Origin of the sequence: Actinobacillus genomosp. 1 (assembly GCF_029774175.1) — a bacterium.
Classification (GTDB): domain Bacteria; phylum Pseudomonadota; class Gammaproteobacteria; order Enterobacterales; family Pasteurellaceae; genus Actinobacillus.
In genome coordinates, this window is the sequence record NZ_CP103834.1 from 406,864 (window position 1) to 421,152 (window position 14,289).

Annotated in this window: 11 protein-coding genes; 7 read left to right on the forward strand and 4 right to left on the reverse strand. The window is 41.9% G+C overall.

Annotation, left to right across the window (positions count from 1 at the left end; genetic code table 11):
- Positions 1 to 2 precede the first annotated feature (2 nt).
- The 4 genes from glgX to NYR63_RS01930 all read left to right on the forward strand — a co-directional run bounded on the left by glgX (position 3) and on the right by NYR63_RS01930 (position 7,393).
- Positions 3 to 1,988 (forward strand): glycogen debranching protein GlgX, encoded by a 1,986-nt coding sequence (glgX, locus tag NYR63_RS01915; RefSeq protein WP_279457927.1) that lies wholly within the window; start codon positions 3 to 5, stop codon positions 1,986 to 1,988.
- A gap of 15 nt (positions 1,989 to 2,003) precedes the next feature.
- A complete protein-coding gene (gene glgC, locus NYR63_RS01920) occupies positions 2,004 to 3,320 on the forward strand; it encodes a glucose-1-phosphate adenylyltransferase (protein WP_279457928.1) in 1,317 nt (438 codons plus the stop codon).
- A 101-nt stretch (positions 3,321 to 3,421) separates the two neighbouring features.
- Complete coding sequence (glgA, locus tag NYR63_RS01925; protein WP_279457929.1) at positions 3,422 to 4,858, forward strand: glycogen synthase GlgA; 1,437 nt, start codon at positions 3,422 to 3,424, stop codon at positions 4,856 to 4,858.
- 30 nt (positions 4,859 to 4,888) lie between these two features.
- Entirely contained in the window at positions 4,889 to 7,393 is a 2,505-nt protein-coding gene (locus NYR63_RS01930; protein ID WP_279457930.1) for a glycogen/starch/alpha-glucan phosphorylase, read from the forward strand.
- 111 nt (positions 7,394 to 7,504) lie between these two features.
- On the opposite strand, the gene ndk is transcribed toward NYR63_RS01930, so the two are convergent.
- Both ndk and metG read right to left on the reverse strand, forming a co-directional pair.
- The gene (ndk, locus tag NYR63_RS01935; RefSeq protein ID WP_279457931.1) at positions 7,505 to 7,921 is read right to left on the reverse strand and encodes a nucleoside-diphosphate kinase; all 417 of its coding nucleotides are present in this window, start codon (positions 7,919 to 7,921) and stop codon (positions 7,505 to 7,507) included.
- A 56-nt stretch (positions 7,922 to 7,977) separates the two neighbouring features.
- Entirely contained in the window at positions 7,978 to 10,035 is a 2,058-nt protein-coding gene (gene metG / locus NYR63_RS01940) for a methionine--tRNA ligase (protein ID WP_279457932.1), read from the reverse strand.
- Between the two features lie 142 nt (positions 10,036 to 10,177).
- Between metG and menC the strand changes: the two genes are divergently transcribed.
- The 3 genes from menC (at position 10,178) to NYR63_RS01955 (ending at position 13,169) form a co-directional block, all read left to right on the forward strand.
- Positions 10,178 to 11,155, forward strand: a complete 978-nt coding sequence (menC, locus tag NYR63_RS01945) for an o-succinylbenzoate synthase (RefSeq protein ID WP_279457933.1) — start codon at positions 10,178 to 10,180, stop codon at positions 11,153 to 11,155.
- Positions 11,156 to 11,280: 125 nt separating this feature from the next.
- Positions 11,281 to 11,973 (forward strand): 16S rRNA pseudouridine(516) synthase RsuA, encoded by a 693-nt coding sequence (gene rsuA, locus NYR63_RS01950; protein WP_279457934.1) that lies wholly within the window; start codon positions 11,281 to 11,283, stop codon positions 11,971 to 11,973.
- Positions 11,973 to 13,169 (forward strand): Bcr/CflA family multidrug efflux MFS transporter, encoded by a 1,197-nt coding sequence (locus NYR63_RS01955; protein ID WP_279457935.1) that lies wholly within the window; start codon positions 11,973 to 11,975, stop codon positions 13,167 to 13,169. The genes rsuA and NYR63_RS01955 overlap by 1 nt, the downstream gene beginning before the upstream one ends.
- A gap of 45 nt (positions 13,170 to 13,214) precedes the next feature.
- Here NYR63_RS01955 and NYR63_RS01960 read toward each other — a convergent pair whose 3' ends face one another.
- Both NYR63_RS01960 and NYR63_RS01965 read right to left on the reverse strand, forming a co-directional pair.
- Entirely contained in the window at positions 13,215 to 13,601 is a 387-nt protein-coding gene (locus NYR63_RS01960; protein ID WP_279457936.1) for a hypothetical protein, read from the reverse strand.
- Between the two features lie 70 nt (positions 13,602 to 13,671).
- On the reverse strand, positions 13,672 to 14,241 hold the full coding sequence (locus tag NYR63_RS01965) for a TorD/DmsD family molecular chaperone (protein ID WP_279457938.1): 570 nt from the start codon (positions 14,239 to 14,241) through the stop codon (positions 13,672 to 13,674).
- Between the last annotated feature and the right edge of the window lie 48 nt (positions 14,242 to 14,289).

Below are 14,289 nucleotides of genomic sequence, written 5' to 3' on the forward strand. Positions count from 1 at the left end.
AAATGAAAGTGACAGCGGGAAGTCCTTCTCCATTAGGTGCGCAAGCGGTTGAAAACGGTACGAATTTTGCAATTTTTTCAGAAAATGCGACCGCTATCGAACTGTGTCTATTTAACCAAACGGAAGAGCAGCGTTTTGCGATGCAACGTACCGGTGATGTGTGGCATTTGTTCGTAGAAAATATAGGGGAAGGAGCTGAATACGGTTTTCGTGTTGCGGGAATAACGGATAAACAAAAAGGTGCGCTATTTAACCCGCAAAAATTATTACTTGATCCTTATGCAAAACGTATTGTCGGTACTGTCTCGGCACATACGGAAGATGAGCTCAAGTATTTTCAGTGGGACGATAAACGTGATAATGCTCATTTAGCACCCAAATCGGTAGTCGTTGCGCAAGATAATTTCGATTGGGAAGATGATGAGCGTCCGCATTATCCGTGGAAAGAAACCATTATTTATGAGTTGCATGTAAAGGGTTTCAGTAAGTTAAATCCACAAATTCCCGAACCGTTACGCGGAACTTATGCAGGCCTTGCACATCCGGCTTCTATTGCGTATTTGAAGCGTTTAGACGTCACGACAATAGAATTGCAACCGGTCAGCCATCATATTGATGAAGTGCACTTGCAGAAAATGGGTAAAACCAATTATTGGGGATACAGTGTTATCGGGCATTCTGCAGTTGAGCCGGTGCTTGCGTGGGATCAGGAAGATCCGATTAATGAATTTAAGTATTTGGTCAAAACATTACATAAACACGGCTTTGAAGTCATTTTAGATTTGGTCTATAACCATACCGCAGAGGGCGGTACGGACAGTTTAACGCTATGCCAAAGAGGCATTGATAACCAAAATTATTATTGGCTCAATGAGCAAGGAGAATATGAGAATTGGGCGGGATGCGGTAATGCGTTAAATTTAAGCCATCCGAAAGTGTGTCAGTGGGCGATAGACAGCTTGGTTTATTGGGTTAGCGAATGTCACGTCGATGGTTTCCGTTTCGATTTGGCAACCACATTAGGACGTACTCCCGAATTTGATCAATTATCGCCGTTTTTTGAAAAAATTAAGCAAACGCCTGAATTAGAACATATTAAATTAATCGCCGAGCCTTGGGACATTGGTCCGAACGGTTATCAAGTCGGCGGATTTCCGATTCGGTTTGCCGAATGGAATGATAAATACCGTACTACGATGCGAGAATTCTTTTTAGGCGAGAGTGGTAATCTAGGCGAGTTTGCTCGTCGTTTAGCCGGTAGCGATGACCTTTATTGGCAATATTCTCCGGCAAAAAGTATCAACTATTTTGCTTCACACGACGGTTTTACTCTACAAGATCTCGTGAGTTATAACAAAAAGCATAATGAAGCAAACGGTGAAAATAATCGTGACGGTGAAAACACTAATCATAGTAATAACCATGGTGTTGAAGGAGAAACCGATAACGAATTGGTAAATATTTTGCGAGAACAGACCGCTTGCAGCCTATTAGCGATTTTATTTCTTTCAAACGGTGTGCCGATGTTACGCGCCGGAGATGAATTGGGACATTCGCAAAAAGGTAATAACAACGGCTATTGTCAAGACAATGAGATAACTTGGCTTGATTGGCAAAATGCAAATGAAGCGAGAATTGAATATGTAGCAAAATGGATAGCGTTACGTAAACGTATTTCTTTACTCTCTCATCAAAACCATTGGTGGACTGAAAATGACGTTCAATGGTTTTCACCGCAAGGAAAAGTGATGGAGATTGAAGATTGGCATAATACGGAATCGAAAGCGTTACAAGTTCTACTACAAGATCATTGGCTGATCTTAATAAATGCCAAAAAAACCACCCAGCAATTCTTCTTACCGACAGGTAAATGGCATATCAGTATCGGTAAGAATGTTGCGACTTTGATAGCGAATACGCAATCGGTTGCTCTTCAGCTTGAACAGATGGGAGTATGCGTGCTTCAAAGAAAATTAAGTTCATATTAATACCGGAGAAATCACATGCTTGCACAAGAAAAAAACGACCTAAATAAATCTGGTCTCGATATTACTAACGATACGTTAGTACTTATTTTAGCGGGTGGTCGAGGCTCACGCCTTTATGAATTAACAGATAGACGTGCAAAACCGGCCGTATATTTTGGCGGATGTCGTCGTATTATTGACTTCGCTCTTTCAAATTGTATTAATTCCAACTTATTAAAAATCGGCGTAATCACACAATATGCGGCACATTCGCTACTTCGCCATTTACAACGCGGTTGGTCATTCCTTCCTTACGAACGTAATCAATATATCGATATGCTTCCGGCTCGTCAGCAATTGGATGAAAATACGTGGTATCGCGGTACGGCGGATGCGGTTTACCAAAATATGTCGATGATGAAGACGCACTATCGTCCTAAATACGTAGTGATTTTAGCCGGCGACCATATTTATAAAATGGATTACACCCAAATGTTACGTGACCACGTAGAAAGCGGCGCGAAATGTACGGTAGGATGTATTGAAGTTCCACGTGAACAAGCGGTTGAATTCGGTGTAATGGCGGTAAATGACAAATTAAAAGTTAAAGAATTTGTGGAAAAACCGGCTGATCCGCCGGCAATGCCAGGACGTCCTAATTCATCGTTAGCTTCAATGGGTATCTATGTGTTTGATGCGGATTATCTTTATAAAATGTTAGAGCAAGAAGCAGCGGTTCCTGGAACTTCACATGACTTCGGTAAAGATATTATTCCGAAAGCGGTGGAAGAAGGCGTATTATATGCGCATCCGTTTGAACGTTCATGCAAAGGTCGAAATGCAACCGGTGCGATTTACTGGCGTGATGTCGGTACGATCGACAGCTATTGGGCTGCGCATATGGATTTGGTATCGGAAGAGCCGCAACTGGATTTATATGATGAATCATGGCCGATTCACGGACGTCCGCAACAAACTGCACCGGCTCGATTCTTTTACCATAAACAAAGACAACGTACTTTAGATAACTCGCTTATTGCTGGCGGTTGTGTGGTTACCGATGCGGAGATCAGTAATTCAGTATTGTTTAACCGTGTACATGTAGATGCAGAGACGATTATCGAACATACCGTGATTTTACCTCAAGTAACTATTGGTAAAAATTGTGTAATCAAACGAGCGGTAATCGATCGTCATTGTGTGATTCCGGACGGTTTACAAATCGGTGTAAATCCGGAAGAAGATGCGAAACATTTCCGAGTGAGTAAAGGCGGGATTGTACTTGTAACACAAGGTATGTTGGATAAATTACAAGGTTTTACCTCCGATATTAAATTACACCATACCATTTAATTAATCTGTTTAGCCGAGGACGCACATTGTGCGTCCTTTAGGCGTTTTTATAAGCGGTCATATTTCTTTATTTTTTTACAAATTAACAAAACGGCGATTATATGAAAATTTTACATATCTGTTCGGAAATGTATCCTCTGATCAAAACAGGCGGATTGGCCGATGTGATGGGCGCACTTCCTTACGCTCAACAGCAAACGGGTAATGATGTTCGAGTTTTAATTCCATTATATCCTCAAGTTGCAGAGAAAATCGGTGAAACCAGTGAAGTGGCGACAATCGGTACTTTTGCCGGCTTAGTCACTATTCGTTTTACTTATTTTAACGGCTTAGGCGTTTATGTAATTGATGCGCCTCACTTATTCCAACGTTCCGGGAATCCTTATCATGATTCGGGTTATGCGGATTATCCGGATAATTATAAACGTTTTGCACTTTTAGGTTATTTAGGTGCGCAGCTTTCGGAAGGATTGGATCAATGGTGGGGTAAGGCGGATATCTTGCATGCGCATGATTGGCAGGGCGGTTTAGCTTGTGCTTACCTTAAGAGTTGGAATAGTCCGGTAAAAAGCGTATTTACTATTCATAATATCGCTTATCCGGGACGTTTCCATTCTTATCACTTACATGAACTCGGTTTACCTTGGCATTTCTTCCAAGCGGAAGGTTTAGAGTTTTACGGTGAAATTTCTTATCTTAAAGCCGGTTTATATTTTGCGGATAAAATTACAACGGTAAGTCCGACTTACGCCTTGGAAATTACCGAAGAAATCGCCGGTGGCGGTATGCACGGTTTATTACAAACCCGTAAGGCACAAGGCAGATTACACGGTGTACTAAATGGGGTGGATGACACGGTTTGGAATCCGGAAACCGACACGAATATCGTCGCAACTTATAAGCCGAGTTATATGCAAGGTAAATCGAAGAATAAAGCGGAATTACAACAAATGTTCCACTTACCGGAAGATAAAGATGCGATGCTTATGGTGATGGTGACCCGTTTAACCGAGCAGAAAGGGGCGGATTTTATTCTGGATCGTATTGATGAACTAATGGAAGAACGTGTTCAATTGGTGGTTTTAGGAAGCGGTTCTCCTCATCTGGAATATTTATTAAATGAAGCGCGTAGCCGTTATCCGGAACAAATCGGTGTTTATATTGGCTATAATGAGGTACTTTCTCATCAAATTATTGCCGGCGGTGACGTTATTTTAGTACCGAGTCGCTTTGAGCCTTGCGGCTTAACCCAGCTCTACGGTTTGAAATACGGCACGCTTCCTTTAGTGCGTCGTACGGGCGGCTTAGCCGATACGGTGGTGGATAGTAATAAAGAAAGTATTGAACAACGTACTGCAACGGGATTTGTGTTTAATTATCCGAGCAGTGACGATTTTCTTGAAGCTTTCCGACGAGCGGTTAATTTATGGAAGAAAAATAAATTATGGTCAAGCGTTCGTCAAAATGCATTGGCACAAGATTTCGGGTGGGCAAGAGCCGCCGCTTCATATCAAGCGATTTATCAAGAAATCGTATAACAGGTTTTATTTATTATTTAGGAGTGACAAATGGGCAATAAGGTTTTAAGTCCGGAGAATATTCAACAAGTTAAAGACGCTATTTTATATAAAATGGTGTTTGCGTTAGGGGTGGAACCTCGTGAGGCAAGCAAACGTAACTGGCTTAATGCAGCGTTACGTGTCGTGCGAGATCTCTCAACCGAATCATGGTTACAAACACGCCGTAGCCAAGTGGCTAACGGTAGTCGTCGTGTTTATTATCTCTCAATGGAATTTTTAATGGGACGTACTTTCTCTAATGCAATGATTGCGGAAGGGGTGTATGAATTAATTGATGCGGCATTAAAAGAACTCGGCCAAAATTTGGAAGACATTATTAATGAAGAAGGTGACCCGGGTTTAGGTAACGGTGGTTTAGGTCGTTTAGCGGCTTGTTATATGGATAGCCTTGCTGCCATGAAGATTCCTGCAATCGGTTACGGTATTCGCTACGAATACGGAATGTTCCGCCAAGAAATTCGTAACGGCGAACAGGTGGAACAACCGGATCAATGGTTAGAAAATGAATTCGCTTGGCCGTATTTACGTTCCAGTAAACGTTTCCCGATTCGTTTTGGCGGACGAGTATGGAATGAAGGTTCTAAAGTCGTATGGCAACCGGACGAAGAAATTGTTGCCCAAGCACACGATCAATTGATTCCGGGTTTTGAAACTACCGCAACCAATAGTTTACGTTTATGGTCTGCGCATGCTTCAGGTAAGGGGTTCGGTTTAGCGGACTTTAACCGCGGCGATTATTTCTCTGCAATGAGCCACCAGAATCTTTCAGAGAATGTCTCTCGCGTACTTTATCCGGACGATTCAACTTATAACGGACGTGAATTACGTTTACGCCAAGAGTATTTCCTCTGTTCCGCTTCCGTGCAGGATATTATCCGTCGCCATGAAACGGAATGCGGTTCTTGTGTTAATTTAGCCGATAAAGTGGCGATTCATTTAAACGATACTCACCCGACTCTTGCCGTACCGGAATTAATGCGTATTCTGATTGATGAAAAAGGTTATAGCTGGGAGCAAGCGTGGAGTATGACGCGTAAAATTTTCTACTATACCAACCATACCTTAATGAGCGAAGCGTTAGAAACTTGGCCGGTGGAAATGTTGGGGCGTATTTTACCGCGCCATTTAGGCATTATTTTTGAGATTAACGAATGGTTCTTAAATGAAGTGCGTGAAAAATTCCCGGGCGATGAAGATTTGGTGCAACGCGTATCATTAATTGATGAACACGGTGATCGCAGAGTACGTATGGCCTGGGTGGCGGTAGTCGCTTCAACCAAAGTAAACGGCGTAGCGAAAATTCACTCGGATTTAATGGTCGAATCCATTTTTGCCGACTTCGCGCGTATTTATCCGGATCGTTTTACTAACGTAACAAACGGGGTAACGCCTCGCCGTTGGTTAAGAATTGCCAACCCAGGCTTAGCGAATATCTTGGATAAACGCATCGGTACGAATTGGCTGACAAACCTCAGCGAATTAGAAAAATTCAACGTATTTATTGATGATGCGGACGTCCAAGCCGAAGTTGCGGCGGTAAAATATGAGAACAAACGTAAATTAGCGGAGTATGTTGAGAAAAACTTAGGGATTACGCTTAACCCTGAAGCGATTTTTGACGTACAAGTAAAACGTATTCATAAATATAAACGCCAACAGCTAAACGTATTACACATTATTACGTTATATAACCGTATCTTAAAAAATCCGAATGCGGATTGGACGCCTCGAGTGTTTATCTTTGCCGGTAAAGCGGCAAGTGCTTATTATGCGGCGAAGAAAGTGATTCGTTTAATTAATGATGTCGCAAATGTGATCAATAATGATGAACGTATTCGCGATTTAATTAAGGTGGTATTTATTCCGAACTACGGCGTATCACTGGCGCAAATGATTATTCCGGCGGCGGACGTTTCCGAACAAATTTCATTGGCGGGTACCGAAGCATCGGGTACGTCTAATATGAAATTTGCCTTAAACGGTGCTTTAACTATCGGCACGTTAGACGGCGCAAACGTGGAAATTCTCGATTGTGTGGGTAAAGACAATATCTTTATCTTCGGTAATACTGTTGAGCAGGTTGAAGAATTACGTCGTAACGGCTATTCGCCGTATCATTACTATGAAACGGACGGGGAGTTAAACGAAGCGGTTTCACAAATCTTAAACGGTAAATTCTCACCGGATGATCCTTACCGCTATCAAGATTTGATTTTGAATTCGGGAGACTATTACCAAGCTTGTGCGGATTTCCGCAGCTATGTGGAAGCGCAGGAAAAAGTAGCGGCGGCTTATCGTAATAAGAAAGCTTGGACGCGTTCGGCAATTATCAATATTGCGAATATGGGTTATTTCTCATCGGATCGTTCGGTGCTGGATTACGCTCGTGATATTTGGCATATTGAACCGATGGACGAATTACAGCTTAAAGATAATGCCGATCTCAAAAGCATTCTTGAAAGTTCGAATAAACTGTTAGGTTCTCGTAAATAGCAGAAATTTAAGCGGTCTGTTTTTCGTAAGATTTTGCAAGAAACGGACCGCTTGTATTAGCGATAAAAAAGCCGTTTGTGTAAGACAAACGGCTTTCTTTTTGGCTATCGTTTAGAGAATTTCATTCGGCGTGAAGAAATAAGCGATTTCACGTTTTGCCGATTGCTCGGAGTCCGAACCATGTACCGAATTCTCACGCCCGTTAATTGCATACAGCGCACGAATTGTACCGGCTTTACGTTGTTCCGGATTGGTTGCACCCATTAATTCACGGTAGTGCGCAATCGCATTTTCGCCTTCAAGTACCACCGCCACAATCGGTGCGGAAATCATAAATTCCACCAACGAATCAAAAAATTCTTTACCTTGGTGTTCGGCGTAGAAGCCTTCCGCTTGTTCTCGGTTAAGTTGGACTTTTTTTAGTGCTTTGACGGTTAAACCGGCTTCTTCCAGATAACTAAGAATTTTACCGATAAGATTGCGTCGGGTTGCGTCGGGTTTAATTAAACACAATGTTTGTTGAATCATTTTTTCTCCTTATTCGCAAAAAAGCGGTTATTTTTACCGCCTTTTTGCTATAGCGATTATTTTACTTGCATACCCGGGCGGATACCTTCATCAGCTGAAAGTAGGAATAAGTCCGCACCGCCTGTGCCTGCCGATAAGATCATCCCTTCCGATACGCCGAATTTCATTTTACGTGGTGCAAGGTTTGCGACCATAATCACAAAACGACCGATTAATTCTTCCGGATTGTTATAAGCCGCTTTAATTCCTGATAACACTTGGCGTTGGTGATCGCCTAAATCCAATTGGAATTTCAATAATTTGTTAGATTCCGGTACGGCTTCACAACTAATCACTTTTGCCACACGTAAATCTAATTTGGCGAAATCATCAATTGTGATTTCCGCTGCGATAGGCTCAACCGCCGTATTTTCGCTATTTTCCACTTTTTGTTTTCCTTTTTTATCTTCCGATTTATTTTGCTCTGCAAACAGTGCTTTGGTTTCTTCAATCACCGCATCAATTTGTTTTTTCTCAAGACGAGAGAACAATGATTTAAACGGTGCGACATTTTTGCCTAATAATGGTTGGTGAATATTGTCCCAGGTTAATTCCGCTTGTAAGAAAGCTTCCGCACGTTCCGCTAACTGCGGTAACACCGGTTTTAAGTAACTCATTAACACACGGAATAATTCAATACCCATTGAGCAAACCGTTTGTAATTCCGCTTCACGACCTTCTTGTTTTGCAATTACCCAAGGGGCTTTATCATCGACATATTTATTCGCTTTATCGCAAAGATCCATAATTAAACGAATCGCTTTGTTAAACTCACGATTTTCATAATGTGTCGCGATCTGTTCCGATTGTGCAATAAATTCTGCAAAGAGTGCTTCATCTTCTAATTTATCAGCCAGTTTACCTTCAAAACGTTTGGCAATAAAACTTGCATTACGTGAAGCAAGGTTCACTAATTTATTAACGATATCGCTGTTTACACGTTGTACGAAATCTTCAAGACTTAAATCCAAATCTTCAATACGCTCGTTCAGTTTCGCCGCATAGTAATAACGTAAACATTCCGGATCGATATGTTTTAAATAGGTGCTTGCTTGAATGAAAGTACCGCGTGATTTTGACATTTTCACACCGTCCACCGTCACGTAACCGTGTGCAAATACATTGGTCGGTTTACGTAATTCACAGCCGTCTAACATCGCCGGCCAGAAAAGGCTATGGAAGTAAACGATGTCTTTACCGATAAAGTGATAAAGCTCGGTTTCCGAATCTTTTTTCCAGAATTCGTCAAAGTTTAAACCGGTGCGATCACATAAATTTTTGAATGACGCCATATAGCCGATAGGCGCATCAAGCCATACGTAGAAGAATTTATTTTCCGCATCCGGAATCGGAAAACCGAAGTAAGGTGCATCACGGCTGATATCCCATTGCTGTAAACCGCTTTCAAACCATTCTTGCATTTTATTGGCGATTTCCGATTGTAATGAGCCTGAACGTGTCCATTCTTTTAACATCCCTTCAAAGCTTGGTAAATCAAAGAAAAAGTGTTCGGATTCTTTTACGATTGGTGTGGCACCGGATACGGCGGAGCGAGGATTAATTAAATCCATCGGGCTATAAGTTGAAGCGCACACTTCACAGTTATCACCGTATTGATCTTCCGCTTTACATTTCGGGCAAGTACCTTTGACAAAACGATCCGGAAGAAACATTTGTTTTTCCGGGTCGAATAACTGAGAAATCACACGACTTTTGATAAAACCGTTAGCGCGTAATTTTTTATACATTTCCGTGGTAATTTCACGGTTTTCTTCACTGTGCGTCGAATGATAGTTATCGAAACTGATATTAAAGCCTTTGAAATCCGCAACGTGATCCGCTTTGGCTTTTTCAATTAATTGTTCCGGCGTAATACCTTGTTTTGCCGCATTAAGCATAATCGGCGTGCCGTGCGCATCGTCCGCACACACAAAGTGAATCTCGTTACCACGCATACGCTGGAAGCGTACCCAAATATCCGCTTGAATATGTTCAAGCATATGACCTAAATGGATTGCACCGTTCGCATAGGGGAGGGCGCAGGTAACCAGCATTTTTCGTTTTTGGTTTGACATGAATAATCTCTCTGAATTTGTTACGAAATTATGTAAATTGTAGCGGAAACAGGGCTTTTTTTCTAGTTATTACCAAGTTTTGCCTGAATTTATCCGTAATAAGCGGTAGAATTTAAACAAATTTTTATTAAGAGAAAATAAAATGCGCATAGCTCAACTTTATCGTTATCATATTCCGGTAGAAACCGGCGTTATTTTACGTAACAGACGCTTAAAACAGCGAGAAGGGTTTATCGTAAAGTTACAAATCGGGGACAAGATTGGATTTGGTGAGATTGCACCGCTTCCCGAATTTAGCCTTGAAACCTTGGATGAGGCGGGAAATCAGCTTAGAAACTGGGTAAAAAAATGGATTAACGGACAAAATGAAGCACTGGACGACTATGTTCCATCGGTCGCATTCGGGTTAAGTTGCGCATTAGCGGAATTAAATGGAGAATTGGGTGAGCAAGGAAATTATCGTGCGGCAGTGCTTTGCTATGGTGATCCGGACGAGCTATATGCGGAACTGAATGCACTGGAAGGAGATAAAATCGGCAAAATGAAAGTCGGGTTGTATGAGGCGAATCGTGACGGTTTAATTGCCAATATGTTGCTTGAAGCTTTACCCGATTTACAATTGCGCTTAGATGCGAATCGAGGCTGGACGCTTGAGAAAGCGGTTAAATTTGCCGAGAAAATTGCAAAGGAAAACAAAAGCCGTATTCAGTTTATCGAAGAACCGTGCAAAACTCCGGAACTTTCCCGTCAATTTGCTCAAGCCTCAGGTATTGCGATTGCTTGGGACGAAACGGTACGAGAGTCGAGTTTTGTCGTAAAAAACGAACCGCATGTGACCGCTATTGTGATTAAACCGACCTTGGTCGGATCATTACAAAAGTGTATTCGTTTAATTGAGCAAGCTCACCGACAAGGACTTATTGCAGTTATCAGTTCCAGTATTGAATCAAGTTTAGGCTTAACTCAACTGGCTCGCTTGGCACAACAATATACGCCTAAAACGACCCCGGGTTTAGATACGCTAGATCTGATGCAATATCAGTTGTTACGTGCTTGGAAAGGTTCGAACTTGCCTATCGTCGATTTGGATAGCCCGTTTGTGCAACAAATTATGCTATAATATTCACTCTATAAGCGGTCAAAATTAGACAAGAATTTGCAAAAAATTAAGCGTTTTTGACCGCTTTCCATTAATTTAATTTCAATGAAAGTTAAATCTCTCCTTTATATATTCAAGAGAAAAGTATGCGTTTAGATAAATTTATTGCGGAAAATACGGGATTGACTCGTTCTCAAGCAGCAAAAGCATTAAAAAGCGGTTTAGTCGCCGTAAACGGAAAGATAGAAAAAAGCGGCTCGGTAAAAATTAGTGAAACGGATGAAATTTGTTACGAAGGCGAACGTTTAGAATGGGTTGATGAAGGTCAATACTTTATGCTGTATAAGCCGCAAGGGTATGTGTGTTCGCATGATGACGGTGAATATCCGACCGTCTTTCAATTTTTTGATTATCCGCTGATGACTAAACTGCATACCGCAGGACGTTTAGATGTGGATACAACCGGCTTAGTTTTATTGACGGATGACGGTAAATGGTCACATCGCATTACTTCTCCGAAGCACCATTGTGAAAAGACCTATTTGGTGACACTTGCCGATCCGGTGGAAGATTTTTATGCGGAAAAACTTGCGGAAGGTATTTTATTACGCGGTGAACGCGAGCCTTGTTTACCGGCACAAATGGAAATTATTGACGATTACAATGTGAATTTAACCATTAGCGAAGGACGCTATCATCAAGTCAAACGTATGTTTGCCGCTTTAGGCAATAAAGTAGAGGCGTTACATCGCTGGCGTATCGGTGATGTGGTGTTAGATGAAAGCCTCGAAGAAGGGGAATATCGTCCGCTTACCGAGCAAGAAATAGGGAGCTTTTAATGGTAATAGCAAGACCGCATCCGTGCTTTTTTATCATCTTAGGAATGATGGCAATGCTGCCGCCTTTGGCGATTGATATGTATCTGCCTTCATTCCTTGATATTGCACGAGATTTACAAGTATCCCAAGAAAAAGTACAAACCACATTAGCGGTATTTACTTTCGGCTTCGCTGTTGGGCAGCTATTTTGGGGACCGATGGCGGATAGTTTCGGACGTAAGCCGATTATTTTGTTCGGTTTAGCAGGTTCCGCGTTAGCGGCATATTTCTTGACGCAAGTTATGACCATTGAAAACTTTTATTTACTTAGGCTGATTCAAGGACTTTGTGCGGCAGCACCGGCGGTAGTATTAGGAGCCTTAGTCCGAGATTTGTTTGATCGTAATATGTTTGCGCAAATGATGTCGGTCATTATGATTATTTCAATGCTTGCGCCGTTGTTAGCCCCGATTTTAGGCGGTTATATTGCCAAATATTTTCACTGGCATTCGATTTTTTATACCTTAGTTTTTATGGGCATCAGTTGTGTGTTGCTCATTAGTTGGAAGATCCCCGAAACACTTGCTACCGAAAAACGCCAACCGCTTAGATTCGGTATTGTCTTTAAAAATTTTTGGACGCTTTTATCGGATAAAGCAACCTTAGGTTATGTTTTAGTCGGCGGCTTGACCTTTGCCGGGATGTTTTGTTTCTTAACTTCCGGTTCGTTGGTGTATATCGGCATTTATGGGGTTTCCCAAGAGTATTTCGGCTATTTCTTCGGCTTAAATATGATTGTAATGGTGTCTATGACGGCATTAAACGGAAAAATCGTAGTCAAAGTCGGCTCGGAGAAAATGTTGAAAATCGGATTGCTTGTTCAACTGTTAGCCGGTATTTGGTTGGCGTGTGTTGCTATCTTTAAATTAGGTTTTTGGGCGATGGCGATTGGGATTCCGTTTTATGTCGGTATGCTTTCGACTATCGGTAGCAATGCGACTGCGGCTATTTTGGATCGTTACCCGCAGATGGCAGGGACGGCAAACGGCGTTGCCGGTACCGCCCGTTTCGGTATCGCCTCCTTAGTCGGTGCGACGCTTTCTCATATTGCCGTCACAAGCGAACGACCAATGTTATATGCAATGGCGATTTGTACGATAACCGCTTCGACAATTTATTACGTATTATGTAGAAATAGGACGGAGCAAGCGGTTTGATTTTATATGAAAATAGAAAAGTGGACACCTAAGTGTCCACTTTTTTTACCAACAGGCATAACAATAATGCCAAGGGTGGAAGCGAGGGCGTTCTAGATCGTAGTAACGCTGTATTTGTTCCAGTTCTTCTTGGTGTTTATAGTTTTCCCAAGCAAGTTTATGGCACGCCTGAAAAAGCGGGTCATTAACTTTTTTCTGATAACGCTGAGTAAATTCGGCTTTTTCTTTTTCGGTTTGAGATATTGGCGGATTATACAATTGCGCCATCATCTCAGCCGTTTCTACGTCACATTGCTTAGCAAGTGCTACCGATAAATCCTGCTGCGCTTTGATTTGCCTAGCCTGCCGTTCAGCCTGTTGTTGTGGCGTGACGGCACAAGCGGAAAGTAGTAATGAAATCGTAATTGCGATCGTCCATGTTGCTTTTTTCATTTAAGCCTCCTGTTATGCTCAAAAATTAAGCTCTCTGAGTTTATCACTCAAAGAGTTTAGATCAATAGCATTATTCAATTTCCGTTTCAGATCCTTCTTCTAACTCATCCGCCATGGCACTGAGCGCATCACGACAAAGTTGTGCTAATGCTTTATAAAACCCGTTATCATGCGCTTCGATTTGCCCTAAGAATTTCGCTGCACAAGGTAGCAAAAACTGCTCAAAAAAGGCTTGTTGTGCGGCATTTGAATCTAAATTGTCTTCAATCCATGATGCGGTAAGAAGTAAAAGTGCAACATGATCAGGTTGTTCTAACACTGGCATTGCGCGTGTTTGACGGAAGTTGATGAAGTCCTCAACCGAAATTTTATAGGCGGAAATTGTTGTAGCAATAGCTCCAGCCTCACCAAAAAGTGCTTGATAGCTTGCTTGTAATTGCGTAGGGTTAGCGTTTTTCTCTAACACTGTTAAGGCTAATTCACTTTGCGCATCGGTCGATAACGCCCATTGTCGGCGTAAGCCACCTTGTGCGAGCCAAGTAAAAGTACCGGCAAGAATCGGATCAGTCGGAGAACGGTAGAATAAATTGCCGAATAAACGGCAAAGTAGTGAAAAATCGTTAATGGTTGTTTCGCTCATAAGTAATCGGTTATAAAGGTTAAGAAGTTAGCCATTTTACACGAATAG

Bases quoted from the DNA above. Each gene is read 5' to 3' on its own strand.
- glgX (WP_279457927.1), top strand. From the start codon at position 3: ATGAAAGTGACAGCGGGAAGTCCTTCTCCATTAGGTGCGCAAGCGGTT.
- glgC (WP_279457928.1), top strand. From the start codon at position 2,004: ATGCTTGCACAAGAAAAAAACGACCTAAATAAATCTGGTCTCGATATT.
- glgA (WP_279457929.1), top strand. From the start codon at position 3,422: ATGAAAATTTTACATATCTGTTCGGAAATGTATCCTCTGATCAAAACA.
- NYR63_RS01930 (WP_279457930.1), top strand. From the start codon at position 4,889: ATGGGCAATAAGGTTTTAAGTCCGGAGAATATTCAACAAGTTAAAGAC.
- ndk (WP_279457931.1), bottom strand. From the start codon at position 7,921: ATGATTCAACAAACATTGTGTTTAATTAAACCCGACGCAACCCGACGC.
- metG (WP_279457932.1), bottom strand. From the start codon at position 10,035: ATGTCAAACCAAAAACGAAAAATGCTGGTTACCTGCGCCCTCCCCTAT.
- menC (WP_279457933.1), top strand. From the start codon at position 10,178: ATGCGCATAGCTCAACTTTATCGTTATCATATTCCGGTAGAAACCGGC.
- rsuA (WP_279457934.1), top strand. From the start codon at position 11,281: ATGCGTTTAGATAAATTTATTGCGGAAAATACGGGATTGACTCGTTCT.
- NYR63_RS01955 (WP_279457935.1), top strand. From the start codon at position 11,973: ATGGTAATAGCAAGACCGCATCCGTGCTTTTTTATCATCTTAGGAATG.
- NYR63_RS01960 (WP_279457936.1), bottom strand. From the start codon at position 13,601: ATGAAAAAAGCAACATGGACGATCGCAATTACGATTTCATTACTACTT.
- NYR63_RS01965 (WP_279457938.1), bottom strand. From the start codon at position 14,241: ATGAGCGAAACAACCATTAACGATTTTTCACTACTTTGCCGTTTATTC.